Annotated in this window: 28 protein-coding genes; 7 read left to right on the top strand and 21 right to left on the bottom strand. The window is 60.5% G+C overall.

Annotation, left to right across the window (positions count from 1 at the left end):
• Positions 1-43 precede the first annotated feature (43 nt).
• The 6 genes from xerD to ffh all read right to left on the bottom strand — a co-directional run bounded on the left by xerD (position 44) and on the right by ffh (position 4,670).
• Complete coding sequence (xerD, locus tag CXK91_RS05715) at positions 44-940, bottom strand: site-specific tyrosine recombinase XerD (protein ID WP_103455318.1); 897 nt, start codon at positions 938-940, stop codon at positions 44-46.
• Between the two features lie 196 nt (positions 941-1,136).
• A complete protein-coding gene (gene rplS / locus CXK91_RS05710) occupies positions 1,137-1,487 on the bottom strand; it encodes a 50S ribosomal protein L19 (protein WP_103455317.1) in 351 nt (116 codons plus the stop codon).
• A gap of 42 nt (positions 1,488-1,529) precedes the next feature.
• Positions 1,530-2,282 (bottom strand): tRNA (guanosine(37)-N1)-methyltransferase TrmD, encoded by a 753-nt coding sequence (trmD, locus tag CXK91_RS05705; protein ID WP_103455316.1) that lies wholly within the window; start codon positions 2,280-2,282, stop codon positions 1,530-1,532.
• Positions 2,283-2,287: 5 nt separating this feature from the next.
• Complete coding sequence (rimM, locus tag CXK91_RS05700; protein ID WP_103455315.1) at positions 2,288-2,824, bottom strand: ribosome maturation factor RimM; 537 nt, start codon at positions 2,822-2,824, stop codon at positions 2,288-2,290.
• Between the two features lie 5 nt (positions 2,825-2,829).
• Positions 2,830-3,081 carry a 30S ribosomal protein S16 gene (gene rpsP, locus CXK91_RS05695; protein WP_003282953.1) on the bottom strand — a complete coding sequence of 84 codons (252 nt, stop codon included), beginning with the start codon at positions 3,079-3,081 and terminating at the stop codon, positions 2,830-2,832.
• 212 nt (positions 3,082-3,293) lie between these two features.
• On the bottom strand, positions 3,294-4,670 hold the full coding sequence (gene ffh / locus CXK91_RS05690) for a signal recognition particle protein (protein ID WP_103455314.1): 1,377 nt from the start codon (positions 4,668-4,670) through the stop codon (positions 3,294-3,296).
• Between the two features lie 242 nt (positions 4,671-4,912).
• Between ffh and CXK91_RS05685 the strand changes: the two genes are divergently transcribed.
• Both CXK91_RS05685 and CXK91_RS05680 read left to right on the top strand, forming a co-directional pair.
• Positions 4,913-5,713 carry a cytochrome C assembly family protein gene (locus CXK91_RS05685; RefSeq protein ID WP_103455313.1) on the top strand — a complete coding sequence of 267 codons (801 nt, stop codon included), beginning with the start codon at positions 4,913-4,915 and terminating at the stop codon, positions 5,711-5,713.
• Positions 5,714-5,730: 17 nt separating this feature from the next.
• Entirely contained in the window at positions 5,731-7,017 is a 1,287-nt protein-coding gene (locus CXK91_RS05680; protein ID WP_103455312.1) for an HlyC/CorC family transporter, read from the top strand.
• A gap of 32 nt (positions 7,018-7,049) precedes the next feature.
• On the opposite strand, the gene purT is transcribed toward CXK91_RS05680, so the two are convergent.
• The 4 genes from purT to CXK91_RS05660 form a co-directional block, all read right to left on the bottom strand.
• Complete coding sequence (gene purT / locus CXK91_RS05675) at positions 7,050-8,231, bottom strand: formate-dependent phosphoribosylglycinamide formyltransferase (protein WP_103455311.1); 1,182 nt, start codon at positions 8,229-8,231, stop codon at positions 7,050-7,052.
• A 40-nt stretch (positions 8,232-8,271) separates the two neighbouring features.
• Positions 8,272-8,463, bottom strand: coding sequence for a DUF1289 domain-containing protein (locus tag CXK91_RS05670; protein ID WP_103455310.1), 192 nt, complete (start codon positions 8,461-8,463; stop codon positions 8,272-8,274).
• A complete protein-coding gene (locus CXK91_RS05665; protein WP_103455309.1) occupies positions 8,460-8,981 on the bottom strand; it encodes a gamma carbonic anhydrase family protein in 522 nt (173 codons plus the stop codon). The genes CXK91_RS05670 and CXK91_RS05665 overlap by 4 nt, the downstream gene beginning before the upstream one ends.
• A gap of 70 nt (positions 8,982-9,051) precedes the next feature.
• Complete coding sequence (locus tag CXK91_RS05660) at positions 9,052-9,669, bottom strand: CoA pyrophosphatase (protein WP_103455308.1); 618 nt, start codon at positions 9,667-9,669, stop codon at positions 9,052-9,054.
• Between the two features lie 217 nt (positions 9,670-9,886).
• Between CXK91_RS05660 and CXK91_RS05655 the strand changes: the two genes are divergently transcribed.
• Together CXK91_RS05655 and CXK91_RS05650 are read left to right on the top strand one after the other, a co-directional pair.
• Positions 9,887-10,453 (top strand): NUDIX hydrolase, encoded by a 567-nt coding sequence (locus CXK91_RS05655; RefSeq protein WP_103455307.1) that lies wholly within the window; start codon positions 9,887-9,889, stop codon positions 10,451-10,453.
• A 59-nt stretch (positions 10,454-10,512) separates the two neighbouring features.
• Positions 10,513-11,016: a L,D-transpeptidase family protein gene (locus CXK91_RS05650; protein ID WP_103455306.1), complete on the top strand. Its 504-nt coding sequence runs from the start codon at positions 10,513-10,515 to the stop codon at positions 11,014-11,016.
• Between the two features lie 47 nt (positions 11,017-11,063).
• Here CXK91_RS05650 and CXK91_RS05645 read toward each other — a convergent pair whose 3' ends face one another.
• The 6 genes from CXK91_RS05645 to CXK91_RS05620 form a co-directional block, all read right to left on the bottom strand.
• Positions 11,064-11,381: a YqfO family protein gene (locus tag CXK91_RS05645; protein ID WP_103455305.1), complete on the bottom strand. Its 318-nt coding sequence runs from the start codon at positions 11,379-11,381 to the stop codon at positions 11,064-11,066.
• Positions 11,382-11,585: 204 nt separating this feature from the next.
• A complete protein-coding gene (purL, locus tag CXK91_RS05640) occupies positions 11,586-15,482 on the bottom strand; it encodes a phosphoribosylformylglycinamidine synthase (protein WP_103455304.1) in 3,897 nt (1,298 codons plus the stop codon).
• A 125-nt stretch (positions 15,483-15,607) separates the two neighbouring features.
• Positions 15,608-16,375: an amino acid ABC transporter ATP-binding protein gene (locus CXK91_RS05635; RefSeq protein WP_103455303.1), complete on the bottom strand. Its 768-nt coding sequence runs from the start codon at positions 16,373-16,375 to the stop codon at positions 15,608-15,610.
• Positions 16,376-16,384: 9 nt separating this feature from the next.
• Positions 16,385-17,482, bottom strand: a complete 1,098-nt coding sequence (locus CXK91_RS05630; protein ID WP_003285940.1) for an amino acid ABC transporter permease — start codon at positions 17,480-17,482, stop codon at positions 16,385-16,387.
• 4 nt (positions 17,483-17,486) lie between these two features.
• On the bottom strand, positions 17,487-18,671 hold the full coding sequence (locus CXK91_RS05625) for an amino acid ABC transporter permease (protein WP_103455302.1): 1,185 nt from the start codon (positions 18,669-18,671) through the stop codon (positions 17,487-17,489).
• 86 nt (positions 18,672-18,757) lie between these two features.
• A complete protein-coding gene (locus tag CXK91_RS05620; protein WP_103455301.1) occupies positions 18,758-19,786 on the bottom strand; it encodes an amino acid ABC transporter substrate-binding protein in 1,029 nt (342 codons plus the stop codon).
• A gap of 342 nt (positions 19,787-20,128) precedes the next feature.
• Between CXK91_RS05620 and CXK91_RS05615 the strand changes: the two genes are divergently transcribed.
• From CXK91_RS05615 to CXK91_RS22670, 3 genes are all read left to right on the top strand, one after another.
• A complete protein-coding gene (locus tag CXK91_RS05615) occupies positions 20,129-20,785 on the top strand; it encodes an alpha/beta hydrolase (RefSeq protein WP_103455300.1) in 657 nt (218 codons plus the stop codon).
• A gap of 283 nt (positions 20,786-21,068) precedes the next feature.
• Complete coding sequence (gene rhlB / locus CXK91_RS05610; RefSeq protein ID WP_103455299.1) at positions 21,069-22,505, top strand: ATP-dependent RNA helicase RhlB; 1,437 nt, start codon at positions 21,069-21,071, stop codon at positions 22,503-22,505.
• A 136-nt stretch (positions 22,506-22,641) separates the two neighbouring features.
• Positions 22,642-22,806, top strand: coding sequence for a hypothetical protein (locus CXK91_RS22670; RefSeq protein ID WP_181003914.1), 165 nt, complete (start codon positions 22,642-22,644; stop codon positions 22,804-22,806).
• Between the two features lie 4 nt (positions 22,807-22,810).
• On the opposite strand, the gene moaE is transcribed toward CXK91_RS22670, so the two are convergent.
• From moaE to dmeF, 5 genes are all read right to left on the bottom strand, one after another.
• Positions 22,811-23,269: a molybdopterin synthase catalytic subunit MoaE gene (moaE, locus tag CXK91_RS05605; protein ID WP_103455298.1), complete on the bottom strand. Its 459-nt coding sequence runs from the start codon at positions 23,267-23,269 to the stop codon at positions 22,811-22,813.
• A gap of 2 nt (positions 23,270-23,271) precedes the next feature.
• The gene (locus CXK91_RS05600) at positions 23,272-23,520 is read right to left on the bottom strand and encodes a MoaD/ThiS family protein (RefSeq protein ID WP_103455297.1); all 249 of its coding nucleotides are present in this window, start codon (positions 23,518-23,520) and stop codon (positions 23,272-23,274) included.
• The gene (gene moaC, locus CXK91_RS05595) at positions 23,517-23,987 is read right to left on the bottom strand and encodes a cyclic pyranopterin monophosphate synthase MoaC (protein ID WP_103455296.1); all 471 of its coding nucleotides are present in this window, start codon (positions 23,985-23,987) and stop codon (positions 23,517-23,519) included. Before moaC ends, CXK91_RS05600 begins: the two co-directional genes overlap by 4 nt.
• A 102-nt stretch (positions 23,988-24,089) precedes the next feature.
• Positions 24,090-25,478, bottom strand: coding sequence for a PhoH family protein (locus tag CXK91_RS05590; protein ID WP_103455295.1), 1,389 nt, complete (start codon positions 25,476-25,478; stop codon positions 24,090-24,092).
• A 259-nt stretch (positions 25,479-25,737) separates the two neighbouring features.
• A complete protein-coding gene (gene dmeF, locus CXK91_RS05585) occupies positions 25,738-26,712 on the bottom strand; it encodes a CDF family Co(II)/Ni(II) efflux transporter DmeF (protein ID WP_103455294.1) in 975 nt (324 codons plus the stop codon).
• Positions 26,713-26,731: the final 19 nt, after the last annotated feature.

Raw genomic sequence — 26,731 nt, 5'->3', positions numbered from 1 at the left:
CGCGCGACGGAAATACACACGGCGAGGAGCAGCTGAGACCAGTCTAGCCCCGAGGATGATGCGTCGCATGCAATTCTTGGAGGCGCGCCCGGGCAATATGGGTATAGATCTGGGTAGTCGAAAGATCACTATGGCCGAGCAACATCTGCACGGTACGCAGATCCGCGCCATGGTTGAGCAAATGCGTGGCGAACGCATGGCGCAGCGTGTGCGGAGAAATCGAGGCGGCAATCCCGGCAACCTTGGCGTGCAGTTTTATGCGGTGCCAGAATGTCTGACGGGTCATTTGTCCGCCACGCAGGCTGGGAAACAGAACGTCACTAGGCTTGCCGGCGAGCAGCTGATCTCGCGCCTCGCGCTGGTAACGCTCAAGCCAGTGCAACGCCTCCTCACCAAGAGGCACCAGCCGCTCCTTATTGCCCTTGCCGAGGGTTCGCAGCACCCCCTGCCGCACACTGACCTGTTCCAGCGTCAGACTGATCAACTCCGTTACCCGTAAACCACAGGCGTAGAGCACCTCAAGCATTGCCCGATCACGCAGACCGAGCGGGTCGCCAATATCCGGCGCCGCCAGCAGGGCCTCCACATCGGCCTCAGACAACGCCTTGGGCAAGGGCCGTCCAAGCCGCGGCAGATCGATTCGCAAGGTCGGGTCGAGTGCGATATCACCCTCGCGCAAAAGATAGCGGTAAAAACCCCGCAACCCGGACAGGAACCGCGCGGTGGATCGCGACTTGTAACCGTTGTTCAACCGCCAGGCAAGGTGATCAAGAATGATCTCGCGCCCGGCAGCAGCCAACCGCACCCCCCGCTCATCCAGCCAACCATTGAACAGCGCGAGGTCGCTGCGATAAGCCTCGCGACTGTTGTCCGCCAGGCCTTTTTCCAGCCAGAGGGCATCAAGGTAACGGTCGATAACGGGATCGTCGAGTACAGGCATCAAAGCGCCAATGAGAGCGAGGTGTGACAGTTTTTCATAGGCAGCTCGTCACTGCCACAGCCCGCTTCTAGCGAGCATCGCTATCAGCTAGCGCTGCGCCAGCGCTAAACAGCATGAGGAACGGTTCACCAAGGAAGAGTACATAAACAAAAAAAGCAGCCCGTAGGCTGCTTTTTTCTTTCGGAAAAATCCGGTCTTAGACCAGCTTTTCCTTGATGCGGGCGGCCTTGCCGGACAGCGCGCGGAGATAGTACAGCTTGGCTTTGCGCACGTCACCGCGACGCTTGACGCTGATGCTGTCGACCATCGGGCTGTAGCTCTGGAATGTACGCTCGACGCCCACACCGTTGGAAATCTTACGGACGGTGAACGCGCTGTTGAGGCCGCGGTTACGCTTGCCGATCACCACGCCTTCGAAGGCCTGCAGACGCTGACGGTCGCCTTCCTTCACTTTCACCTGAACGATCACGGTATCACCCGGCGCGAACGGCGGGATTTCTTTGGTCATCTGCTCGGCTTCGAGCTGCTGAATGATCTTGCTGGTCATGCTGTGCTCCTAAGGTCAACCCTGCGGGCTGCCATCGATACGTTAACTATCGTCCCGCTGACGGATGTATTCCGCCAGCAGCTTCTGTTCTTCTCCAGAAAGCGAGCGGCTATCCAGAAGATCGGCGCGGCGCTCCCAGGTCCTTCCTAGGGACTGCTGCAAGCGCCAGCGCCGGATGTGTTCATGGTTGCCGCTAAGCAGCACGTCAGGAACACATTTATCCGCATACACCTCAGGTCGCGTGTAGTGCGGACAGTCGAGCAGGCCGTCGGTAAACGAGTCCTCCTCGGCGGAACCAGCATGACCAAGGGCGCCCGGAAGCAGCCTGGTCACCGCATCGATCAGCACCATTGCCGGCAGCTCGCCACCGGACAACACGTAATCACCGATCGACCATTCCTCATCCACGTGCGCTTCGATGAAGCGCTCGTCGATACCTTCGTAACGACCAGCTATAAGGATGAGTGCATCCTCGTTCGCCATTTCGCGGACATCAGCCTGCTTCAGCTGGCGCCCCTGCGGCGAAAGGTAAATCACCTTCGCCGTCTCGCCCGCGGCTTGTTTGGCATCAGCCAGCGCAAGCTCGAGCGGCTTGATCTTCATCACCATGCCTGGGCCGCCGCCGAATGGTCGGTCGTCCACGGTCTGGTGGCGGTCTTCGGTGTAGCTTCTGGGATTCCAGCAGTTAAGCTGCAACAACCCCTGCTTCACTGCACGACTGGTAATCCCGTAGTCGCATATCGCAGCGAACATATCCGGGAACAGGCTAATGACTTCAACGCGCAAAGCGGCCATGCCGTTCAGAAATCCGCGTCCCAATCCACCTGCATCTCGCCAGCTTCCAAATCGATCTTCAACACACACTGATCGGTATAAGGCAGCAGTCGCTCACGATCATCCAGGCTTCCAGCACAAGGCTGAACGACAAGAACATCGTTAGCTCCGGTTTCGAGCAGATGGTCCACCTTACCGAGCAATTGCGCGGCCTGGTTGAACACCTTCAAACCCAAGAGCTGATACCAGTAGTACTCACCGTCGTCCAAGTCGGGCAGTTCGCTGCGCGGGACACAGATCTCGAAATCGGCGTAGGTACGCGCAACTTCGCGGTCATCCAAGCCCTTGAGCGTTGCCACCAGAATCTTTCCCTGGAGGCGCCCCTTGACCAACTCGACCTGCTTGACCTCGTCACCTCGCCTCAGCGTCCAGCGGCGATAGCCCAGCAGATTGTCGATCGGATCGGTAAAAGAATAGATCTTTACGTCACCGCGCACGCCATGCACCGAAACGATCTTGCCAATGACGACCAGGTCATCGGCCGGAGCAGACGTTGCGTTCATGTGATTCAGGCAGCGGCCTTAGCAGCTTCCTTCAGCAGCTGAGCAACGCGCTCAGACGGCTGTGCACCCTGGCTCAACCAGTAAGTAGCGCGCTCCTGGTTTACAGAAAGCTTCACTTCCGCACCAGAGGCGATCGGGTTGAAGAAACCGATGCGCTCGACGAAGCGACCATCGCGCGGATTGCGGCTGTTGGTCACGGTCAGGTGGTAGAAAGGGCGCTTCTTGGAGCCGCCACGGGCGAGACGAATAGTTACCATGTGAACATCGTTCCTGTAGTCGGTGCTAACTTAAGGCACACACTTACTTAAAATGGGCCTAGGCCCGAAAGGCCGCACATTTTAAGGAATGCCGGGGATTTTGCAAACTCTTTTACTAATGGCGTCCGGCGGACCAGCGCAATGCCGGGCGGCGGGCAGCGGACTACCTTTCGCCCCTGCCAGCCATCACGACCCATCGCTGCATGCGCACTCTAGAACTTCGGCATGCCGCCACCTGGAAGCATTCCGCCCATGCCGCGCATCATCTTGGCCATGCCGCCCTTGCCGGTGACTTTCTTCATCATCTTCTGCATCTGCTTGTGCTGCTTGATGAGACGACCGATGTCCTGCACCTGAGTACCGGAGCCCATAGCGATACGGCGCTTGCGCGAGCCGCTGATGATATCGGGATTACGCCGCTCAGCGGGGGTCATCGAGTTGATGATCGCCTCCATCTGCTTGAACTGCTTCTCCGCCGCGCCCTGGGCGTGCCCCATCTGCGACAGATTGACCCCGCCGATGGAGGGCAGCTTGTCCATAAGGCCACCAAGACCGCCCATATTCTTCATTTGCTGCAGCTGGTCTCGAAAGTCTTCGAGATCAAAGCCCTTGCCCTTCTTGAGCTTCTTGGTGAGCTTTTCGGCCTTTTCACGATCAAGCGTCTGCTCTGCCTGCTCGATGAGGCTGAGCACATCCCCCATGCCGAGGATGCGTGAGGCAATACGATCTGGGTGGAAGGGCTCCAGGGCATCGCTCTTCTCGCCCATACCGAGGAACTTGATCGGTTTGCCGGTGACATGGCGCACCGACAGCGCGGCACCGCCACGAGCATCGCCATCCACCTTGGTCAGCACCACACCAGTCAACGGCAGCGCCTCGCCGAATGCCTTGGCGGTGTTGGCGGCATCCTGCCCGGTCATGGCGTCAACCACGAACAGCGTTTCAGCAGGATTGATCGCGGCGTGCACAGCCTGGATCTCAGCCATCATCTCGGCGTCGATCGCCAATCGCCCAGCGGTATCCACCAGTACCACATCGATGAATTTGAGCTTGGCTTCGCGAATCGCCGCCTGGGCGATATCCACCGGCTTCTGACTGATATCGGACGGGAAGAAGGTGACACCAACTTCAGCCGCCAGAGTCTCGAGTTGCTTGATGGCTGCCGGGCGATACACGTCCGCTGAAACCACCAGCACCGTCTTCTTCTTGCGCTCCTTGAGAAAGCGCGCCAGCTTGCCTACGGTGGTGGTCTTACCCGCTCCCTGCAGACCAGCCATGAGCACCACAGCCGGCGGCGTGACCTGAAGCGCCAGATCCTCGTTCGCCGCGCCCATCAGCTCTTCCAGCTCGGCACGAACGATTTTCACGAACGCCTGACCCGGCGTCAGACTCTTCGACACCTCAGTGCCGACTGCGCGCTCCTTGACCCGATTGACGAACTCCTTGACCACCGGCAGTGCAACGTCGGCCTCAAGTAGGGCCATCCGCACTTCACGCAGTGTATCCTTGATGTTGTCCTCAGTCAGCTTGGCCTTGCCGGTGACATGGCGAAGCGTTTGTGAGAGGCGATCGGTTAGGTTTTCGAACATGAGCCATTCCACGCTGGATGTGCTGAAGGGCGCGATTATAGAAGGTGGAAGCGCCGGGCCGGTACCCCGACTGCATCGCTTTTCGGTTTTACCAAGGTTTGACTTGCTTTTGCATAACGGCGTTGAGAGCAAATCCCGCTTAGCACCCGGGCCCGATGTGACGATCAGTACACTGTCGCCGGCTTTTGCGCCTCGGGTCTTTGTGCCACACTCACGACCTTTCGAGCCCGTTACCGGAACTTATGCACCCTCTGCTACCCAGCCTTGCCGCCGCTGCGCTTTACGCCGGCGTCACGGGTTATCAAAGTTTGCGCCTGGCACAACGCACCGTGCCGGACAAACGCCTGTTGCTGGCCGTTGGCCTGCTCGCCCTGCTCGCCCACGGTACTAGCCTGTTTATGCAGCTGCTCTCACCGAGTGGCTTGCACCTCGACTTTTTCACCGCGTCGAGCTTGATTGCTGCGGCAGTCATCTTGCTGATCTTGCTGGCACTGTACCGAATGCCGGTGGAGAATCTACTGCTGCTGCTTTTTCCCCTGGGCTGTTTGACCGTGCTCTTCGCGCAGTTCGCGCCGTCGGGCACGGCACCGGCGATCGCCGAGGAACCCGGCATACTCGCGCACATCCTGCTGTCGATCCTGGCCTACGGCATGCTGACCATTGCTGTATTCCAGTCCTTGCTGTTGCTGCTGCAGGATCATCATCTCAAGCACAAGCACCCCTCCGGTCTAATCCGCAACTTTCCACCGTTGCAGACAATGGAAAGCCTACTGTTCGGCTTTCTCTGGGCGGGCTGGGTATTGCTGTCCGCTTCACTGCTATCCGGATGGCTGTTTCTCGATGACCTTTTAGCTCAGCACCTGGTCCATAAGACACTCCTTTCGGTGGTCGCCTGGGTCGTCTTTGGCTTGCTACTGTGGGGCCGCCACCAACTTGGCTGGCGCGGCTACAAAGCCATCCGCTGGACGCTTGTCGGCTTCTGCCTGCTGATGCTGGCGTATTTCGGCAGCAAGCTGGTCCGCGAATTCATCCTGCATATCTGACGCAAACAGGCTAACTCGTGGAAAATCTACATCCCGGCTTCCTGGTCGGCCTGCTGGTCTTTTTGCTGCTGTGCTCGGCATTCTTCTCCAGCTCCGAGACCGGCATGCTCAGCCTCAACCGCTACCGCCTCAGACATCAGGCAAAGGAGGGGCATCGGGGCGCTCGGCGCGCTAGCGAACTGCTCGCCCATCCTGATCGCCTATTGGGCACAATTCTGGTCGGCAACAACTTCGTCAATATCCTCGCCTCCTCTATCGCCACGGTGCTAGCCATGCAACTCTGGGGCGAGGCCGGCATTGCCATCGCGACCATCGGCCTGACCATCGTGCTGCTGATCTTCGGTGAAATCACGCCCAAGACGCTGGCCGCTCTGCGCCCAGAGGTCGTCGCTTATCCGGTCAGCCTGCCACTGATGATGCTGCAGAAGATCCTCTATCCGCTGGTGGCGCTGCTCGGATGGGTAAGTAACGGCCTGCTCAAGTTGCTCGGTGTCGACGTATCCAACAAAGGTAACGACAGCTTATCTACCGAGGAACTGCGCAGCGTCGTGCGCGAATCCGGTGCCGACCTTCCACTGAATCGGCAAAGCATGCTACTGGGCATCCTCGACCTGGAACGGGTCACCGTGGACGACATCATGATTCCGCGCAACGAGGTCGCCGGCATAGATCTCAACGATGACCTAGAGTCGATCATAGGGCTATTGCGCACCACTCCACACACGCGCCTGCCAGTCTTTCGCAATGACATCAACCAGATTGAGGGCATCGTCCATATGCGACAGATCGCCCGCCTGCTCAGCCATGACCAGCTGACCAAGGAAAGCCTGCTGGAGGCCTGCAACGAGCCTTATTTCGTGCCGGAAAACACGCCGCTGTCCACGCAGCTGCTGAACTTCCAGAAGCAGAAGCGCCGCATCGGAATTGTGGTCGACGAATATGGCGACGTGCGCGGCGTCGTCACGCTAGAAGACATCCTCGAAGAGATCGTCGGAGAATTCAGCAATCAGGACGTACTGCGCAGCCCGGACATCCACCCGCAGGATGACGGCACGCTGGTTATTGATGGCGCTGCATATATCCGCGAGGTCAACCGTGCCCTAGAGTGGCAATTGCCCTGCGACGGTCCCAAAACGCTCAACGGTCTGATCACCGAAGCGCTGGAACATATCCCAGATAGTGGTATCTGCCTGCAGATTGGCAACTACCGCCTGGAAATTCTCCAGGCGGCCGATAATCGAGTGAAAAGCGTACGCGCCTGGACGATCAACGCCTCGCCATCGGCAGAGCAGGAACCAGCGTAGCGGAGCCCGTCAAGACGCCGATTCGGCAAAGCTCACAGCTGGATCTGGACCACACTAGCGGCTCGCAGTGCCTTCGCGCGAGCCGCCTCGATGCTCGCATCACGCGCCAGCGTCACCCCCATGCGGCGCTGGCCACTGACTCCAGGCTTGCCGAACAGGCGCAGGGAGGTATCCGGCTCGGAAAGCACGGCGGATAGATTGCCAAAGCTCACCTCGGCGGACTCGCCTTCGACCAGAATCACCGCTGAAGCGGCCGGCCCCAACTGACGAATGACCGGAACTGGCAACCCAAGGATGGCCCGCGCGTGCAGCGCAAATTCGGAAAGATCTTGCGAAACCAGCGTTACCAGACCGGTGTCGTGGGGGCGCGGTGATATCTCGCAGAACCACACCTGATCGCCTTTGACGAACAGCTCGACACCGAAGATACCCCGCCCACCCAATGAGTCGGTAACGGCCAGCGCAATCCGCCGCGCCTCAGCCATCGCTGCTGGGGCCATTGGCTGCGGCTGCCAAGACTCCTGATAGTCGCCCTTCACCTGACGGTGGCCGACAGGTTCGCAGAAGCTCGTGCCGCCTGCATGACGCACCGTCAGCAAGGTGATTTCGTAATCGAAGTCGATGAAGCCTTCGACAATGACCCGGCCGCGACCTGCGCGACCGCCGGCCTGAGCATAGTCCCAGGCCGCATCAACATCAGCCTCACCACGCAACACCGACTGCCCTTTGCCGGACGAACTCATTACCGGCTTGACCAAACAGGGGAAGCCCAGCGCCATGGCTGCCGCTCGACATTCCTCCAGCGAGTCGGCAAAGCGATAGGGAGAGGTCGGCAAACCAAGCTCTTCGGCAGCAAGACGACGAATGCCTTCCCGGTTCATCGTCAACTGCGCGGCACGGGCGGTCGGGATCACTGTGTAGCCTTCGTGCTCCAACTCAACCAGCGTAGCGGTGGCGATCGCCTCGATCTCGGGCACGATGTAGTGCGGCCGCTCCTGCTCGATAACGGCCCGTAGTGCAGCACCGTCTAGCATGTCGATCACATGACTGCGATGCGCAACCTGCATCGCTGGAGCGTTGGCATAGCGGTCGACCGCGACCACCTCCACACCCAGACGCTGCAGTTCGATGACCAGCTCCTTGCCAAGCTCGCCGCAACCGCACAGCAGGATGCGCGTAGCGCTGGAAGACAATGGGGTGCCTATTCTTGGCATGGGATTCCTCGCGAATAAAAAACAGACGGATGCAACGCGCCTACATCAGTTGGCCACTGAGCCGAACCCGCTCGTTGCAGCGTTGCAACACCTCGCGGCGCTCCTCGTTGCTCATCAACCCCCAGCGGCGGATTTCATCCGAGCTGCGCTGGCAACCGACGCATAAGTCGTCCTCATCGAGCGCACATAGGCTGACACAGGGCGAAGCAACCGGCTTTTCCTGCGTGCTCACTCATCCAGCTCCAGCTCTCGCGCATAGCGCTGCGCGTTATGTACGTAATGGGCCGCGCTCGCTTCGAGCATTTTCTTCTGCTCCTCGCTTAGCTCGCGCACTACCTTGCCTGGCGAGCCGACCACCAATGAGCCATCGGGAATTTCCTTGCCCTCGGCGATCAGGGTGTTGGCGCCGATGATGCAGTGCCTGCCGATCTTGGCACCGTTAAGCACCACCGCATTGATGCCGATCAGGCTGTAGTCGCCCACCGTGCAGCCGTGCAGCATGGCGTTGTGGCCAACTGTCACACCGGTGCCCAGAGTCAACGGATGCCCCATGTCGGTGTGCATCACGCTGCCGTCCTGGACGTTACTGTTTTCACCGATATGGATCAGCTCGTTATCGCCGCGCAGAACCGCGCCGAACCAGACGCTGGCACCGGCATCCAGGCGGATCTTCCCGACCAAGGTGGCATTAGGGGCAACCCAGCTTTGCGGATGCGCTTCGACCCGCGACTCTCCCAGACGGTATTTCACGACACACCTCTTTCTTATCAGTATGAATGGATCGCCCGCCGGCCGCAGAAGGCGCGCCAACAGGTATCGCTCAAGGTTCGCTGCGTCCAGACAGGTCGATGAATGCGGCAGGCGCGCGGCGCATTTCGATGCCGGCGTCGTAGACCACATTGACCAGCTCGACGATCATGATCGCCGTCAGGCCCCATATCTGGTATTCGCCGTAGCGGTAGGAAGGGATATACCAGCTCTGCCCCTGGTAATCGATTCGGTGCGTGACCTCGCGCGGATCCTCGCAGAAGAACTCCAGAGGCACCGAGAAGACCGAAGCAATCTCCGCATCGTTGGCGCGGTATTCGACGTAATCCGGCACCAGCCCGACATATGGCGTGACATGAATGCCATGTACCGATACCAGGCTGCTGAGCGGCCCGACAACCTCGACCATGCCCGGCGCCAAACCAACTTCCTCCTCCGCTTCACGCAGCGCAGTATGCAGAAGATCGCGATCTTCCGGATCGCGGCGACCGCCCGGGAACGCCACCTCCCCACCGTGCGTGGACAGCCCGGCGGCGCGGAGGGTCAGCACCAATTCCGGAGATTCGCTGCGAGTGATTGGCATCAGAACGGCCGCCTCAGGCAAGCGGCCCTCCGGCTCCAGGAGGTGCGGGGAATGATCTCGCACCCGTCGGAGTATTGAGTCCAGCATGAATATTCTCGTTTCGTCTTTGACCAGCATCATGGCATGAAAGGCGCAACGGCCCAAGGCCTCGGGACGCCAATCACGGCCGTCAAATGCCCCGCCGCGATGTCAATGATTGAACTACGAAGCATGCTGGGCCGCTGCGCCCGAATCACGCCTTTCGCCACCTTGTCCAATCGGCGCAGAGGAACCAAGATTTGCCGCAACCAACAGGAATCTGCAAATGAAATACTGCACCCAGTGCGGCAACCCGGTACTGGTCCGCATCCCCGATGGCGACAATCGTCCACGCTTCGTCTGCGATGCCTGCCGGACCGTGCACTACCAGAATCCCCGCATTGTCGCCGGCTGCGTACCTATTTGGGACGACCGAGTGCTGTTGTGCCGGCGCGCGATCGAGCCACGAAGGGGTTACTGGACCTTGCCGGCGGGCTTCATGGAGAACGGCGAGACACTGCAGCAGGCTGCAGAACGCGAGACGCTCGAAGAAGCCTGCGCGCGGGTTCGCGACCTGCAGCTGTATACCCTGTTTGACCTGCCGCACATTAATCAGGTGTACATGTTCTTCCGCGCCCAGCTGGTGGATCTGGAGTTCTGCGCCGGGGACGAGAGCCTGGAAGTCAGACTCTTCCATCAACAGGACATCCCTTGGTCCGAGCTGGCTTTTCCCACCATCGGCCGTACCCTAGAATGCTACTTCGCCGACCGGGTGCAGCAGACCTTCCCGGTACGCAATGAAGCCGTGACGGGCTATCGCAACCGCCAGCAGGACCAGGCCAGATCAGACTGATTGGCCTACCAGTCCGACTCGCACATACAGGTCTGATGTAGTTCGACAGGAATGCCTCGATGCGTTGGCTGCTCGCTTTGCTCTGCCTCACCTTCACGGCGCTCACTCACGCCAATGCAACGCCCAGCCTGGACGGCTCGCGCGTCGACAAGGTCCTGGTGATCAAGTCGGAGCGCAAACTCCATCTGGTCAGCGCTGGCCAGACGCTCAAGAGCTATCGCGTTTCGCTCGGCAAGCAGCCCAGCGGAGCGAAGGTGCGCGAAGGCGACAGGCGCACACCCGAAGGTTTCTACTGGATCGACTGGCGCAAGACCAGCGACAAGTACAACCTGTCGATGCACATCTCCTATCCCAACGCCCGCGATCTGGCCCGCGCGCAACAGGAGGGGGTACCTCCTGGAAGCATGATCATGCTTCACGGCACGCCGCTGGATGAGGAGTATCCAGAATGGTTCTTCCATACCCTCGACTGGACCGAGGGCTGCATCGCCCTGAGTAACAGCGACATGCGAGAGATCTGGGGGCTGGTCAAGGATGGCACGCTGATCGAGATTCGCCCCTAGTTAGGTCGATAGGCCGTACAAGGGGCTCGTGCGGGGACTGATGACCGTCAGAACTGCATATCGGACAAGCGCCAGACATCAAAGGCTGGCGTTTCATAGGGATGGGCCTTCTTCATCGCCTTGACGCTTTCGTGAATGAGCTCGTCCGCAACGACCATTTCGACCTTCCACTCGGGCACATTCTGTACCTGGCCGAGCTGCCCTATAAATGGCTGGCTACCCTCCAGCGGCCGATACTGCCCCTGCCCCAGCATTTGCCAACAGCAACTGTCATACGCGCCGATTCGACCGGCGCCCACTGCGAATACTGCCTGCTTGACCGCGTCCAGATGACTATCTGGAACATAGAAACACAGCTTGTACATCGACCTCTCCGTGGATGAGCCCAGCATCGAAGCCTGGCAACAAGATGGCAGTCTGCCATCGGCACAGACTCGAAAAGGTGCTGCGCATCAAAGCTATGACGCGGCATCGGCTCGGCGGTTCATAGACCTTGGTCACAAATGAAAAAGCCCGCCGATGTGCTATCGGCGGGCTTGTCGGGACACGCGAGAATAACCAGAACCGGTTTAGTCGACCCAGACCCTGGCGTTGCGGAACATGCGCATCCAGCCGCCGCCTTCCTGCCACTCATCAGGACGCCAGGAGTTGGTCACAGCGCGGAACACTCGCTCAGGGTGCGGCATCATGATGGTCACACGGCCGTCGCGGCTGCTGAGACCGGTGATGCCGCGCGGCGAGCCGTTCGGGTTGGCCGGGTAACGCTCGGTGACTTTGCCGTGGTTATCCACGAAGCGCAGCGCCACGGTGCCGGAGAGATCGGCCTGCAGCATGGCCTCTTCGCTCTCGAACTCCGCATGGCCTTCACCGTGGGCGATGGCGATCGGCAGGCGGGAGCCGGCCATGCCCTGCAGGAAGATCGACGGCGAGTCTTGCACCTGAACCATCGCCACCCGCGCTTCAAACTGCTCCGAGCGGTTGCGTACGAAGTGCGGCCAGTTCTCGGTGCCTGGGATCAGCTCGTGCAGGTTGCTCATCATCTGGCAACCATTGCAGACGCCAAGGGCAAAGCTGTCCCTGCGCTCGAAGAAGGCCTGGAAGCCATCACGCGCGCGTGCATTGAACAGAATCGACTTGGCCCAGCCTTCACCGGCACCCAACACATCGCCGTAGGAGAAGCCACCGCAGGCGACCAGGCCCTTGAACTGCTCGAGGCTGACACGCCCGGAAAGGATGTCACTCATGTGCACATCGACCGCGACGAAACCGGCACGATCGAACGCCGCCGCCATCTCCACCTGGCCGTTGACGCCCTGCTCGCGCAGCACCGCAATCTGCGGACGAACGCCACGCTTGATGTAGGGCGCAGCGATGTCCTCGTTTACGTCGAAGCTGAGCTTGGCGCTGAGGCCCGGATTGTCCTCTTCGAGCAGCACGTCGAATTCCTGATCGGCACACTCGGCGTTATCGCGCAGGCGCTGGATCTGATAGCTGGTTTCTGCCCACTGACGCTGCAGCAGACGGCGCTCACCGGCGAAGACTTCGTTCTCGCCGTGCTTGATCGACACATGGCCATTGTTGACCGGCTGACCGATGACAGCGACGCAGTCACCCAGCCCGGCTGCACTGAACTGCGCCAGCACGATTTCGGTATCGCCCTGACGCACCTGGATCACCGCCCCAAGCTCTTCATTGAAGAGCATCGGGGCAACCTCTGCGGCGCTTTCCAGCAGGCCATCGAGGTTCAGATTCAGGCCACAATGACCGGCAAATGCCATTTCCAGCGCGGTGGTCAGCAGACCGCCATCGGAACGGTCGTGGTAGGCCAATAGCAAGCCGTCGGCGTTTAGACCCTGGACCACGGCGAAGAATGCCTGCAGGTCTTCGGCATCGTCGACGTCAGGCGCCTGGCGACCCAGCTGACCGTAAACCTGCGCGAGGATCGACGCGCCCATGCGGTTCTGACCGCGACCCAGGTCGATCAGGATCAGGTCCGTTGCGCCCTTGTCCAGACGCAGCTGCGGCGTCAGGGTCTGGCGGATATCGGTAACCGGGGCGAAGCCGGAAACAATCAACGACATGGGCGAGGTCACGCTTTTCTCGGCGCCCTCCTCGTCCCAACGGGTTTTCATCGACATCGAGTCCTTGCCCACCGGAATGGTCAAGCCCAGCTGCGGGCAAAGCTCCATGCCGACGGCGCGGACGGTGTCGTACAGCCGCGCGTCTTCGCCCGGATGCCCAGCAGCAGCCATCCAGTTGGCGGACAACTTGATGTCGGAAATCTTCTCGATACGCGCCGCTGCCAAATTGGTCAGCGTTTCACCGATAGCCATGCGGCCCGATGCCGGAGCATCCAGCAGTGCCAGCGGCGTACGCTCGCCCATCGCCATGGCTTCACCGGTGTAAACGTCGTAGCTGGTAGCCGTGACAGCGCAGTCAGCTACCGGCACCTGCCAAGGGCCGACCATCTGATCACGCGCTACCTGGCCGGTGATGCTACGGTCACCAATGGTGATCAGAAAGCTCTTGCTGGCGACCGCCGGGTGACGCAACACGAGGGTGGCTGCTTCGCTCAGATCGACCGCAGCCGCATCGAAGTCATCGCCCAATTCCGCTTCACGACTGGCGCTGCGGTGCATGCGCGGCGGCTTGCCGAGCAGCACTTCGAGCGGCATGTCCACCGGGGTGTTGCCGAAGTGGCTGTCGGTGACGGTCAGATGCGGCTCTTCGGTCGCCTCACCGACGACCGCGAACGGGCAACGCTCACGTTCGCAGATGGCTTGGAAACGCTCGAAATCGACTGCGCTGACGGCCAGCACATAACGCTCTTGGGACTCGTTGCTCCAAATCTCGTGCGGGGCCATGCCCGGCTCGTCGTTGGGCACGTTGCGCAGTTCGAAGCGGCCACCGCGGCCACCGTCGTTGACCAGTTCCGGAAAGGCATTGGAGATGCCGCCGGCGCCGACGTCATGGATGAAGGCGATGGGGTTCTGGTCGCCCAGCTGCCAGCAGCGGTCGATGACCTCCTGGCAACGGCGTTCCATTTCCGGGTTCTCGCGCTGTACAGAGGCGAAATCCAGATCGGCCGAACTGGCACCGGTAGCGACCGAAGAAGCGGCGCCACCGCCCAGGCCGATCAGCATGGCCGGGCCGCCGAGCACGATCAGCTTGGCGCCAACGGTGATTTCGGCTTTCTGCACGTGATCTTCACGAATGTTGCCCATGCCGCCGGCGAGCATGATCGGCTTGTGATAACCACGCACCTCGTCGCCGCGCGGCGTGCTGATCGACTGCTCGAAGGTACGGAAGTAGCCGGTCAGCGCCGGACGGCCGAATTCATTGTTGAACGCGGCGCCGCCCAGCGGGCCTTCGATCATGATGTCCAGCGGCGTGACGATGCGCTCGGGCTTGCCGTAGGGCTTTTCCCAAGGCTGCTCGAAGCCGGGGATGTTCAGGTTGGAAACGGTGAAACCCGTCAGGCCCGCCTTTGGCTTGGCACCACGACCGGTGGCGCCCTCGTCGCGAATCTCGCCACCGGAACCGGTGGAAGCACCTGAGAACGGAGAAATGGCGGTCGGGTGGTTATGGGTTTCCACCTTCATCAGGATATGTACCGGCTCCTGCACCGCGCCGTACTGGCGGGTTTCAGGATTGGGGAAGAAACGTCCTGCGATGTGGCCAACGATGACCGACGCGTTGTCCTTATAAGCGGACAACACGTTCTCGCTATGCATCTGGTAGGTGTTCTTGATCATGCCGAACAGGGACTTCTCCTGGCTTTCGCCGTCGATATCCCAGCTGGCGTTGAAGATCTTGTGGCGGCAATGCTCGGAGTTGGCCTGCGCGAACATCATCAATTCGATGTCGTGCGGGTTACGCTTGAGGCTCTGGAAGGCGCTGACCAGGTAATCGATTTCGTCTTCGGCCAGGGCCAGGCCAAGTTCTTTGTTGGCCTTTTCCAGCGCGGCGCGGCCACCGCCGAGGATGTCCACCGCAGTCAGCGGCTTGGGCTCGGCATGGCTGAACAGGTTGGCGGCTTCTTCGAAGCGACCCAGCACCAGTTGCGTCATGCGGTCGTGCAGCGCGGCGGCAATCAGCTGTGCATCGCTATCGGCAAACTCGCCCTGCACGTAGTAGGCGATGCCTCGCTCCAGCCGCTGGATCTTCTCCAGACCGCAGTTGTGGGCGATATCGCTGGCCTTGCTCGACCACGGCGAGATGGTGCCGAACCGAGGCACCACCAGAAACAGCCGACCGGCGGGTTCCTGCATCGGCACACTGGGGCCGTACTTCAGCAGGCGTGTCAGTACGTTCTGCTCATCCGCACCAAGCGTGCCGGAAACCTCGGCGAAATGGGCGAACTCGGCATAGAGCCCGCTAACCGCGGGGACCTTTTCGGTCAGTTGTGCCAGGAGCTTGCCGTGACGGAAGGCGGAAAGAGCGGGAGCACCGCGCAGGATCAACATCGTCGGAACAGCCTCGGAGGGGGGAGCAGTCGGGGCGCGTATTCTAGCCCATGACGGCGGCCGAGGCTAAGGCTGAACACAGCCAGGTGCCGCGCGCTCCGACGGCACGCCCGCCTTGGCTCGGATCAGTGCAGGATCTGGCTGAGGAACAGCTTGGTCCTGTCGTTCACCGGGTTGGTAAAGAACACTTCTGGCTCGGCCTGTTCGACGATCTCGCCCTTGTCCATGAAGATCACACGATCCGCCACGGTGCGGGCGAAGCCCATCTCATGGGTCACGCAGAGCATGGTCATGCCGCTTTCGGCGAGGCTTACCATAGTGTCGAGCACCTCCTTCACCATCTCCGGATCAAGCGCCGAGGTCGGCTCGTCGAACAGCATGATCTTAGGCTTCATGCACAGCGCGCGGGCGATCGCCACGCGCTGCTGCTGACCGCCGGAGAGCTGGCCGGGAAACTTGTTGGCCTGCTCCGGAATGCGCACGCGCTCCAGATAATGCATGGCGATTTCCTCGGCCTGACGCCGCGGCAGCTTGCGCACCCACATCGGTGCCAGGGTGCAGTTCTGCAGCACGGTCAGGTGCGGAAACAGGTTGAAGTGCTGGAACACCATGCCGACTTCGCTGCGGATCGCCTCGATCTGCTTGAGATCGCTGGTCAACTCCACACCGTTAATGACGATGCGTCCCTGCTGATGCTCCTCCAGGCGATTGAGACAACGAATGGTGGTTGATTTGCCAGAGCCGGAAGGCCCGCACAGCACAATGCGCTCGCCCGCGCGCACGCTCAGGTTGATCTCCTTGAGCACATGAAACTGGCCGAACCACTTGTGCACGCCCTGCATGCGGATGACCGGCTCGCTGCTCTGCTCGGCCTGCGCGTTTGAATCACTCATATATCACTCCTAATGCTTGTGGCCGGTGTCCAGCTTGCGCTCCAGGCGCATCGAGTAGCGGGACATGCCGAAACAGAACATCCAGTACACCAGCGCAGCAAACACGTAGCCCTCGGTGGACATGCCCAACCAGGCGGGGTCCGAGGTGGCGCGCTTGATGCTGTTGAGGAAGTCGAACAGGCCGATGATGATCACCAGGCTGGTGTCCTTGAACAGGGCGATGAAGGTGTTGACGATGCCGGGGATTACCAGCTTCAGCGCCTGCGGCAGAATCACTAGCAGCGTGCTGCGCCAGTAGCCAAGCCCCATCGCAGCCGCCGCCTCATACTGTCCCTTGGGGATCGCCTGCAGACCACCGCGCACCACTTCAGCGATATAGGCGGCCTCGAAGAACACCACCATCAGCATCGCGCGCAGCAATTTGTCCAGGCTCATGCCTTCAGGCAAGAACAGCGGCAGCATCACCGATGACATGAACAGCACGGTAATCAACGGAACGCCGCGCCAGAACTCGATGAAGGTCACGCACAGCACCCGAATCGCCGGCATGTCCGAGCGCCGTCCCAGCGCCAATAGAATGCCCAACGGCAATGCTCCGGCGATGCCGACAGCAGCGATGACCACCGTCAGCATGAGCCCGCCCCACTGGCTGGTCGGCACCGTCTGCAGGCCGAGGAAGCCACCATGCAGCAGCCAGTAGGCCAGCAGCGGGTAAACCAGCAGATAGCCCAGCCCGTAGCGCAACTTGTGTGGCATCTGCCGCAGGAACAGCGGTGCCGCACCGATGATAGCCAGCCAGGCTGCCGCATCGACACGCCAGCGCAGCTCCGTGGGATAGAAGCCGTACATGAACTGACCAAAGCGGGTCTGAATGAACACCCAGCAGGCACCTTCGCGACTGCAATCGGCGCGGGTGTCACCGGTCCAGTCCGCCTTGAAGATGGCCCACTCAAGTACCGGCGGCACGATCAGCCAGACGAGGTACAGCCCCACGAGGGTCAGCAGGGTGTTGATCCAGCTGGAGAACAGATTGGCCCGTAGCCAGCCGAGCGCACCGATGCTGATCGTCGGTGGTGGCAGGTCGGGCTTGAAGGTATGAATAGTCATGCGCTCACCGCTCGATCAGCGCAATGCGCTTGTTGTACCAGTTCATCAGCAGCGAAATGCTGATGCTGATGGCCAGATAGACGCTCATGGTGATGGCCATGGTTTCGATGGCCTGCCCGGTCTGGTTGAGCACCGTACCGGCGAACAACGACACCATGTCCGGGTAGCCGATGGCAGCCGCGAGCGAAGAGTTCTTCGCCAGATTGAGGTACTGGCTGGTCAGCGGCGGCACGATCACCCGCAGTGCCTGCGGCACGATAACCAGGCGCAATACCTGCCCCGGGCGCAAGCCAAGTGACGCCGCAGCCTCCGTCTGTCCATGGCTGACTGCCTGAATACCCGAGCGCACCGTCTCGCCAATGAACGCAGCCGTGTACACCGACAGCGCGACCACGATCGACACCAGCTCGGGAATCACGACCCAGCCACCACGAATATTGAAGCGCTGCAGCTCGGGCACCTCCCAAGTGAAAGGGGCGCCCGCAATGAACGTCCCCAGCCACGGAATCACCAGGAAAAGCCCCAGGCTGGTCCAGAACACCGGAAACATTTTCCCGGTGGCATGCCGCCGCGCGCGCGCCCAACGATTGAGCAGGACCACCGCAACCAGCGCGACCAGCAGTGCCAGCCAGAACGCCCAGAAGCCATCCGCAGCGCTGGGTGCCGGCATCTGCACGCCGCGGTTGTTGATGAATACCGCATCCCACAAGCTCAGACTGTTGCGTGGCCCAGGCAGCGGGCTGATCACTGCGAAGTAGACGAAGAAGATCAGCAGCAACGGCGGGACGTTGCGGAAGATCTCTATATAGAGCGTTGCCAACTGGCGCATCAGCCAGTTGCTTGAGAGTCGCCCCACTCCGAGGACGAAACCCATGACCGTGGCCAGGATTATCCCTATGACGCTGACCAGCAGGGTATTGAGCAATCCGACCCAGAAGACACGACCATAGGTATCGCTCTCTCTGTAATCGATCAGGTGCTGTGAGATACCGAAGCCGGCAGCATTGTTAAGGAAGCCGAATCCAGAGGTGATACCGCGATGGGAAAGATTGGTCTGCGTGTTATGAAACAGGTACCAGCCGAACGCTACCACCGCCAAAACCGCTAATACCTGGAACACCCAAGCGCGTATTTGTGGATCGGTGAGCAACGAACGTCGCGGCACAGTGCCTTTGGCGATCGAACGCATTGAAAGTCCTCATGCCGCACGACCGACCCTTCTGGGTCGGCCGCGCTCTTCCATGAACATGGCCGGCAGCGGGCCGGCCAGCGGGGTCAGCGCACCGGCGGTGCGTACTGCAGTCCACCGTTATTCCACAGGGCATTAAGGCCGCGCTCGATTTTCAGCTCGCTACCGGCACCTACGTTGCGATCAAAGATCTCGCCGTAGTTGCCCACTTGCTTGACGATCTGAACTGCCCAGTCTTTCGGCACTTTGAGATCCTTGCCGTACTCCCCTTCCGCTCCGAGGAGTCGCGCCACATCGGGATTCTTGGTGTTCTTGGCGGTCTCTTCGACATTAGCCGCGGTCACGCCAAGCTCTTCAGCATTCACCATGGCGAATAGCGTCCAACGCACGATATCGAACCACTCCTCATCACCCTGGCGGACTGCTGGGCCAAGCGGCTCCTTGGAGATCACCTCGGGCAGCACGACATATTGGTCAGGATTGGCGAGTTTGATGCGCTGGGCGTAGAGCTGCGATTGGTCGGAGGTGAGCACGTCGCACCGGCCGGACTCCAGCGACTTGGCGCTTTCATCGGATGTGTCGTACGTAATGGGGGTGTATTTCAGGCTGTTGGCGCGGAAATAGTCGGAAAGATTAAGTTCGGTGGTGGTCCCAGCTTGGATGCACACGGTGGCGCCGTCCAGCTCCTTGGCACTGCTGACGCCAAGCTCCTTGTTCACCAAAAAGCCTTGCCCGTCGTAATAGGTCACGCCGGTGAAGTTCAGACCCATGGCCGCATCACGCGAGCTGGTCCAGGTAGTGTTGCGCGAAAGCACGTCCACTTCGCCCGATTGCAGCGCCGTGAAACGCTCCTTGGCGGTGAGCGGGCTGAACTTGACCTTGCCGGCATCGCCGAACACCGCCGCAGCTACAGCGCGGCAGACATCGACATCGATCCCCAGATACTGCCCCTTGGCATCGGCGTAGGAAAAGCCCGGAAGGCCGTCGCTGATGCCGCACTGCACGAATCCTTTCTTCTGCACCGCATCGAGGGTCGCCCCTGCCTGCGCCAGCCCGCTGATACCCAGCAGTGACGCAGCACCCAGCGCAGCCAGTGTGGAATTCACCCTAATCATCGAAACCTCCAGTTTGCTTTCTTATTCTCGGGTTCCGGCCGTACGTTCCTCGATGCCCTACTGACAGCAACGAGGCAACGGCAGCCTGACCTGAGTCTAGTCGCCCTTGGATGATCGGCAATGTTGTTTGATTTCATCGCCGCGCCCCGTATTTACAGGCCGTTTCCGACCAGGGCGAGCAGGACAAAGCAAGCCGCGTACCAGCTCTCTCGCTGGTGCGAACAGGAGGCTCTCGCACGGGTTCTATCGCTACGCAGGACCGGGTAATCTCGCGCTACTTCCTCGCTGGCAGCACTTGACTGCCCCAAGACGAGGCGACTTGCCCCCAACTGGAGCCGATCCATGAGCGAACCGTTGATCCTCGAACCCACTGACGTAGCTGATGCTTGCGTCATCTGGCTACATGGCTTGGGCGCCGATCGATATGACTTCCTTCCGGTGGCCGAGGCGCTGCAGCAGCGTTTGCACAGCACGCGCTTCGTTTTACCCCAAGCGCCGACGCGCCCGGTGACCATCAATGGCGGCTGGAGCATGCCGAGCTGGTACGACATTCTCGCCATGAGCCCCGCTCGCGCAATCAACCATGAGGAACTTGAAGCCTCGGCTCAGCAGGTCATCGGACTGATCGAAGCGCAGCGGGACTCGGGCATCGATCCGGCGCGCATTATCCTGGCCGGTTTCTCCCAAGGCGGTGCAGTTGTCCTGCATACCGCCTTTCTGCGTTGGCGAGGCCCGCTGGGAGGGATCATCGCCCTGTCGACCTATGCACCAACGTTCACCGAATCGCCCGCCTTTTCCGCGGAGGCCCTGCACTACCCTGTGCTGTGCCTGCATGGCAGTCGCGACGAGGTGGTGCCTTCGGCGATGGGCCGCGCCGCTTATCAATATCTGCACGACGCGGGCATCAGTGCGACTTGGCGAGATTACCCGATGGGTCATGAGGTGCTGCCGGAGGAGATTCACGACATCGGGGAGTGGCTCGCGACACGCCTCACCTGATAGACGAGCACGCACAAGTCGGAACCGTCGCATCAACGTTTCATCAATAACGGGCCGATATCCATCTGATCGGCCCGCTATTCAGTGGAAAGGTCCCCGCCGGACCAGCCAGCGCGAACAATAACCAGAGAGGCCCTAGAATCATGGCGCGCCAACAGGTCAAAAATCACAACGACACCACGTCCGAGCTGAAGCCAGGCCATGCCGAGCGCAAGGCTTCGCCACGAATGCGTCTTGCATTACACTGGCGCGCGACACTTTCCTAATAAATGACGAGAAGACCGTGCTCAAAGCACTCAAGAAAATCTTTGGCAAGGCCCCCGATGTGCGGGCCAGCGTAGCCGACAGTACCCCAGCTGCCGACAACGAGGCGCAGCAGCACAGCGCCCCTACCCCGCAGCCAGCCGAGACAACCGACACTCAATCCAAGCAGCTGCCCCCCGAACGTACTGCGGAGAAGCAGCGACGTCAGCGCAGCAGCAAACCAGCAAAACCAGCCGCTCCTGCCTGGAAACTGGAAGATTTCGCAGTCGAAGCCGTTGAAGGGAAAACCCGTTTCCACGACTTCAAACTCGCACCCGAACTGATGCACGCAATTCACGACCTGGGTTTCCCCTACTGCACACCGATCCAGGCTCAGGTGCTCGGCTATACGCTCGCCGGAAGAGACGCCATTGGCCGCGCCCAGACCGGCACCGGCAAGACGGCCGCCTTCCTTATTTCCACCATAACGCAGCTGCTCGATACACCGCCGCCGAAAGATCGCTACATGGGCGAGCCGCGCGCGCTGATCATCGCGCCGACCCGTGAACTGGTGGTTCAGATCGCCAATGACGCGCTGGACCTGACCAAGTACACCAACCTGAACGTGATGAGCTTCGTTGGCGGCATGGATTTCGACAAGCAGCTCAAGCTGCTGGAATCGAAGTTCTGCGACATCCTGGTTGCCACGCCCGGTCGCCTGCTGGACTTCAACCAGCGTGGCGAAGTGCACCTGGACATGGTCGAGGTAATGGTGCTGGACGAGGCCGACCGCATGCTGGATATGGGCTTCATCCCCCAGGTTCGCCAGATCATCCGCCAGACACCGCCCAAGAGCGAGCGCCAGACGCTGCTGTTCTCGGCCACCTTCACCGATGACGTGATGAACCTGGCCCAGCAATGGACAACTGACCCCGCCGTGGTCGAGATCGAGCCGGAAAACGTGGCAAGCGACACCGTAGAGCAGCACGTTTTTGCCGTGGCCGGCAGCGACAAGTACAAGCTGCTGTACAACCTGATCACCCAGAACGACTGGACACGGGTAATGGTCTTCGCCAATCGCAAGGACGAGGTGCGGCGGATTGAAGAGCGTCTGACCAGGGACGGCATCAGTGCCGCGCAAATGTCCGGCGATGTGCCCCAGCACAAGCGCATCAGGACGCTGGAAGGCTTCCGCGAAGGCAAGATACGCGTGCTGGTGGCGACCGATGTCGCCGGTCGCGGCATCCATGTCGACGGTATCAGCCACGTGATCAACTTCACGCTGCCTGAAGACCCGGATGACTACGTGCACCGCATCGGCCGCACCGGCCGTGCCGGCGCCAGCGGCACCTCAATCAGCTTCGCAGGTGAGGACGATTCCTATGCCCTGCCACCCATCGAGGCTTTGATCGGCCGCAAGATCCAGTGCGAGATGCCATCGGCAGAACTGCTCGCCCCTGTCCCCCACTCACGCTGAATCGGTCGAACGCGGCATCGGTTGCCGCGTTTTCCCTTCGCCATTACCTAGTCTGACTGTCGATGACCTGAGTCAGGGCTCTGTCATTGCGCAGCGGCTAGAGTTGTACACAGAATCAGACGCAAGGAGATAACCGATGGACAGCATTCACTGGCTTCTGACACTCATCGTCGTCGGCTTCATCCTGCTGTGCGTGGGCTTCGCTTACCGTGACGAGCAATGGGGCGTGGGCTTGCTGGGCCTTGGCGTGCTCACGATGTTTTCGACGCTGGCCTTCAAGATGTACATCACTTTCTACTGAAGGCTCAGTCTTTCTCGTCCCAGCGCTCGGCCGCAACCTTATCGCTGACGCGGCCTTCGACCCAGCGCGGGCCGGATGGCGTGGTTTCCTTTTTCCAGAACGGCGCCCGCGTCTTCAGATAGTCCATTACGAAACGGCACGCATCGAAGGCCGCATCGCGGTGAGCACTTGCCGCGCCGACAAAAACAATCGGCTCGCCAGGCTCTAGCGAGCCAACGCGGTGCAGCACATCTAGCTGCAACAAAGGCCAGCGCTGCTCGGCTTCGATGACGATCTTTTCCAATGCCTTCTCGGTCATCCCTGGGGCGTGTTCGAGAAACATTCCGGCGACATCCTGGCCATCATTGAAATCCCTTACGTAACCAACGAACCCGGCCACCGCGCCAATCCCCAGGTTGGCAGCATGCAGTGCATTGAGTTCGACTCCCGGATCGAACGCTGCCGTCTGTACACGAACCGCCATGCTCAGCCTCCGGTCACGGTGGGAAAGAACGCCACTTCGTCGCCATCGACCACCGGCTCGTCGAGCGAGCAAAGCTCCTGGTTGCGGGCGCACATCAGGTTCTGCTCGGCAAGCACCTCCCAAACACCACCGCGCGCAAGCAGGTGTTGCCGCACATCATTCACGCTGGCGAGCGAGGAATGCCATTGCTGATACTCGCTATCAATGCCGAGGGTTTCTCTATATCGGGCGAAGAACTGGACGGTAATCATGCTTGCACCTGCCAATGGCCGCTTTTGCCGCCGAGCTTTTCCAGCAGACGAACACCTTCGATCACCATGCCGCGATCGACGGCTTTGCACATGTCATAGATGGTTAGCGCCGCCACACTGGCAGCGGTCAGCGCTTCCATTTCGACGCCGGTCTGCCCGGCCAACTTGCAGGCAGCGCGAATCAGCACACAGTCTTCACCATCCGCCTGCAGCTCGACCTTGATGCTGGTGAGCAGCAGCGGATGACACAGCGGAATTAACTCGTAGGTTTTCTTCGCCGCCTGGATGCCGGCTATACGTGCAACGGCAAAAACGTCGCCCTTGGGATGGCCGCCCTGCTGAATCATCTGCAGGGTCTGCGGCAGCATGCGGACACGCGCCTCGGCCACGGCCTCACGCGCGGTGACGGCCTTATCGGTGACGTCGACCATGCTGGCCCGCCCTTGGGAATCGAGATGGGTGAGCATTCGGCGCTCCTGATCGGAAAAATCACGAGTCTACCGCAGCCGCCGGCGATGGACCCGCCCCCGTAAGAGGTACTACCGGGCATCGCCAGGATGAGGTTTTGGCTACATGTGCGCTTCGGCGTATTCGGCCAGCACCGAACGCGGCACGCCCTGCAGGGTGATATGCACGCCGTGGGGAAAGTCTTTGAAGCGCTCTGTGAGATAGGTAAGGCCCGAGCTGGTGGCCGACAGATAGGGTGTATCGATCTGCGCAAGGTTGCCCAGACAGACTACCTTCGACCCGCTGCCCGCGCGGGTAATGATGGTCTTCATCTGGTGCGGCGTAAGGTTTTGGCATTCGTCGATCAGGATCAGACTCTGCTGGAAGCTACGCCCACGAATGTAGTTCAGCGATTTGAACTGCAGGGGTACCTTTTGCAGGATGTAGTCGATGCTGCCATGAGTATTCTCGTCCTCCATGTGCAACGCTTCGAGGTTATCCGTAATCGCGCCCAGCCACGGCTCCATTTTCTCTGCCTCGGTGCCCGGTAGGAAACCGATGTCTTCATCCAGACCCTGCACACTGCGAGTGGCAATGATGCGTCGGTAACGCTTGCTGACGACGGTCTGCTCGATGGCTGCAGCCAGGGCGAGAATGGTCTTGCCCGAACCGGCGGCGCCGGAGAGGTTGACCAGATGGATATCCGGGTCGAGCAAGGCGAACAGGGCCAATGCCTGGTGAATGTCTCTCGGGCGCAGGCCCCAGGCCTCTTGATGCAGCAGCGGCTCCTGATGCAGATCGAGTAGCAGCAACTCATCGGCCTTGATGCCTTTGATCCAGCCAACGAATCCCTGCTCGTCGATGATGAACTCATTGATGTGCACAGCCGGCAGGTTATCGATCAGCTGCACGCGATGCCAGGTGCGCCCATGGCCCTGATGGGTCTCGACCTTGCTCACGCGATCCCAGAACGAACCGCTGACGCTGTGATAACCCGGGGAAAGCTGGCCGACATCATCGATCAGCTGGTCGGTATGGTAATCCTCTGCCGCCACGCCACAGGCACGCGCCTTCAGGCGCATGTTGATGTCCTTGGTCACCAGCACCACAGGCGATCCAGGCCGCTGTTTGCTCAGCTCGACCACCTGATTGATGATCTTGTTGTCGTTCAGATCTTCCGGTAGCGCGTTGGGCTCACCACGCTTGCTCATGAGTATCGACAGGCTGCCGGAAGGTCCGCTCTTGCCACGCTGGATTGGCACGCCGAGCTCGACCTCTTCTGGCGTAGCATCACCGAGGAGCTTGTCGATCAGGCGGATCGCCTGACGGCATTCAGCTGCCACGCTGTGCTTGCCGGCCTTGAGTTGATCGAGCTCCTCCAGCACGGTCATCGGGATTGCGACCTGATGTTCCTGGAAGTTCAGCAAAGCGTTGGGATCGTGGATCAGTACATTCGTGTCGAGGACGTAGAGCGTGGGCTGAGTCGCGCGAGTTCTGCCGTAGTCATCCATACTGATCACCTTCTTCTGGGGCCAGAAACGAAGAGCCAAAAGCGCTTCGCTGCACAGTGACCGCCATGCGATTCAGGTGAGCGGACGAGGGTAGCCAGGGGATTCGGGGCTGCCCAGGAGCCGCCACCTGTGTCGCAGGGTTCGGCGGTCTGAACTCGGTAATACCGTAAAAGTTATGACAGACAAAAGTCTTTTCCGTTGAACTCGACTTTTTTTTATCAATCGACCAAACGGCCTTGGCGCGTGGGTTTCGGCCGCGCTATTGTCGATGATCAAGGTGTGCGCTTTCGTCGCAGTGATTCACTTCCACGGTGACGTGTACCAACTGCGGAAAGTCCTGCAACACAGTCTTGTAGTCGTCGGCAGTGTGCACCTGATGCGTCACCAGGCTCAGAATGCAGCTGTATTGCGCACGCCCTACCCGCCACAGATGCAGATCGGTGACTTCGGTATCCGGCACCTCCTGCAGCGCCTTCCGAACCCTGTGCACCAGCGGATCATCCATCTCCCGATCGAGCAGTGCCTTGGCGGTATCCCGTAGCAGGCCGCGCGCCCAGACAAGGATAACCAGCGCGCCGACGATACCCATCACCGGGTCCAGCCAGCTCCAGCCGAAGAACTTTCCGCCCAGCAGCGCGATGATCGCAGCCACCGACGTCAGCGCATCGGTCAGCACATGGATGAAGGCGGCGTGCCGATTCAGGTCCTTGCCACCCGAAGCGTGCTCATGCGAGTGGTCATGCCCGTGCTCACCGTGGCCGTGGCCACGGCCGTGGTCATGCTGATCCCGAAGCAACCAGGCGGACAGCAGATTCACCAGCAAGCCGATCACCGCGACCATCAACGCCGCATCGAAACCGATCGCGACCGGCGACCAGAGTCGCGACAGCGATTCACCGATCATGAACAGCGCCACGATGACCAGCAGCAGTGCGCTGGTGAAACCGGCCAAGACCTCGATTTTCCAGGTTCCGAACGCGAAACGATGGTCCGCTGCATAACGCCGCGCCAGCAGATACGCCAGCGCCGCCAGGCCGATGGCGACCATGTGCGAGGCCATGTGCCAACCGTCCGCGAGCAAGGCCATGGAGTTGAACCAGTATCCGGCGGCGATCTCCACCAACATGGTCAAGCCGGTCAGAATGACCACCGCCCAGGTCTGACGCTCGGAGCTGCGCTCCAGCGGACGGTAGTCGTGAGGTGGTTGCCATTGGGCATGATTGCAGCCAGACATACGAACTCCTTGGTTGACG

This window comes from Stutzerimonas stutzeri, assembly GCF_002909485.1.
Lineage (GTDB): Bacteria > Pseudomonadota > Gammaproteobacteria > Pseudomonadales > Pseudomonadaceae > Stutzerimonas > Stutzerimonas stutzeri_AH.
The sequence above is the reverse complement of the archived record's forward strand: the minus strand, read 5'-3'. Positions and strand labels throughout refer to the sequence as shown.

What these genes read in the sequence shown, in the direction of transcription:
- moaE (WP_103455298.1), bottom strand. Translation starts at nt 23,269, where the DNA reads ATGGCGGTTCGTGTACAGACGGCAGCGTTCGATCCGGGAGTCGAACTC.
- ffh (WP_103455314.1), bottom strand. Translation starts at nt 4,670, where the DNA reads ATGTTCGAAAACCTAACCGATCGCCTCTCACAAACGCTTCGCCATGTC.
- CXK91_RS05615 (WP_103455300.1), top strand. Translation starts at nt 20,129, where the DNA reads ATGAGCGAACCGTTGATCCTCGAACCCACTGACGTAGCTGATGCTTGC.
- CXK91_RS05590 (WP_103455295.1), bottom strand. Translation starts at nt 25,478, where the DNA reads ATGGATGACTACGGCAGAACTCGCGCGACTCAGCCCACGCTCTACGTC.
- CXK91_RS05660 (WP_103455308.1), bottom strand. Translation starts at nt 9,669, where the DNA reads ATGCTGGACTCAATACTCCGACGGGTGCGAGATCATTCCCCGCACCTC.
- xerD (WP_103455318.1), bottom strand. Translation starts at nt 940, where the DNA reads ATGCCTGTACTCGACGATCCCGTTATCGACCGTTACCTTGATGCCCTC.
- CXK91_RS05600 (WP_103455297.1), bottom strand. Translation starts at nt 23,520, where the DNA reads ATGATTACCGTCCAGTTCTTCGCCCGATATAGAGAAACCCTCGGCATT.
- CXK91_RS22670 (WP_181003914.1), top strand. Translation starts at nt 22,642, where the DNA reads ATGGACAGCATTCACTGGCTTCTGACACTCATCGTCGTCGGCTTCATC.
- CXK91_RS05635 (WP_103455303.1), bottom strand. Translation starts at nt 16,375, where the DNA reads ATGAGTGATTCAAACGCGCAGGCCGAGCAGAGCAGCGAGCCGGTCATC.
- purT (WP_103455311.1), bottom strand. Translation starts at nt 8,231, where the DNA reads ATGCCAAGAATAGGCACCCCATTGTCTTCCAGCGCTACGCGCATCCTG.
- rpsP (WP_003282953.1), bottom strand. Translation starts at nt 3,081, where the DNA reads ATGGTAACTATTCGTCTCGCCCGTGGCGGCTCCAAGAAGCGCCCTTTC.
- purL (WP_103455304.1), bottom strand. Translation starts at nt 15,482, where the DNA reads ATGTTGATCCTGCGCGGTGCTCCCGCTCTTTCCGCCTTCCGTCACGGC.
- CXK91_RS05645 (WP_103455305.1), bottom strand. Translation starts at nt 11,381, where the DNA reads ATGTACAAGCTGTGTTTCTATGTTCCAGATAGTCATCTGGACGCGGTC.
- rplS (WP_103455317.1), bottom strand. Translation starts at nt 1,487, where the DNA reads ATGACCAGCAAGATCATTCAGCAGCTCGAAGCCGAGCAGATGACCAAA.
- moaC (WP_103455296.1), bottom strand. Translation starts at nt 23,987, where the DNA reads ATGCTCACCCATCTCGATTCCCAAGGGCGGGCCAGCATGGTCGACGTC.
- rimM (WP_103455315.1), bottom strand. Translation starts at nt 2,824, where the DNA reads ATGAACGCAACGTCTGCTCCGGCCGATGACCTGGTCGTCATTGGCAAG.
- trmD (WP_103455316.1), bottom strand. Translation starts at nt 2,282, where the DNA reads ATGGCCGCTTTGCGCGTTGAAGTCATTAGCCTGTTCCCGGATATGTTC.
- CXK91_RS05625 (WP_103455302.1), bottom strand. Translation starts at nt 18,671, where the DNA reads ATGCGTTCGATCGCCAAAGGCACTGTGCCGCGACGTTCGTTGCTCACC.
- CXK91_RS05620 (WP_103455301.1), bottom strand. Translation starts at nt 19,786, where the DNA reads ATGATTAGGGTGAATTCCACACTGGCTGCGCTGGGTGCTGCGTCACTG.
- CXK91_RS05630 (WP_003285940.1), bottom strand. Translation starts at nt 17,482, where the DNA reads ATGACTATTCATACCTTCAAGCCCGACCTGCCACCACCGACGATCAGC.
- CXK91_RS05650 (WP_103455306.1), top strand. Translation starts at nt 10,513, where the DNA reads ATGCGTTGGCTGCTCGCTTTGCTCTGCCTCACCTTCACGGCGCTCACT.
- CXK91_RS05655 (WP_103455307.1), top strand. Translation starts at nt 9,887, where the DNA reads ATGAAATACTGCACCCAGTGCGGCAACCCGGTACTGGTCCGCATCCCC.
- CXK91_RS05685 (WP_103455313.1), top strand. Translation starts at nt 4,913, where the DNA reads ATGCACCCTCTGCTACCCAGCCTTGCCGCCGCTGCGCTTTACGCCGGC.
- dmeF (WP_103455294.1), bottom strand. Translation starts at nt 26,712, where the DNA reads ATGTCTGGCTGCAATCATGCCCAATGGCAACCACCTCACGACTACCGT.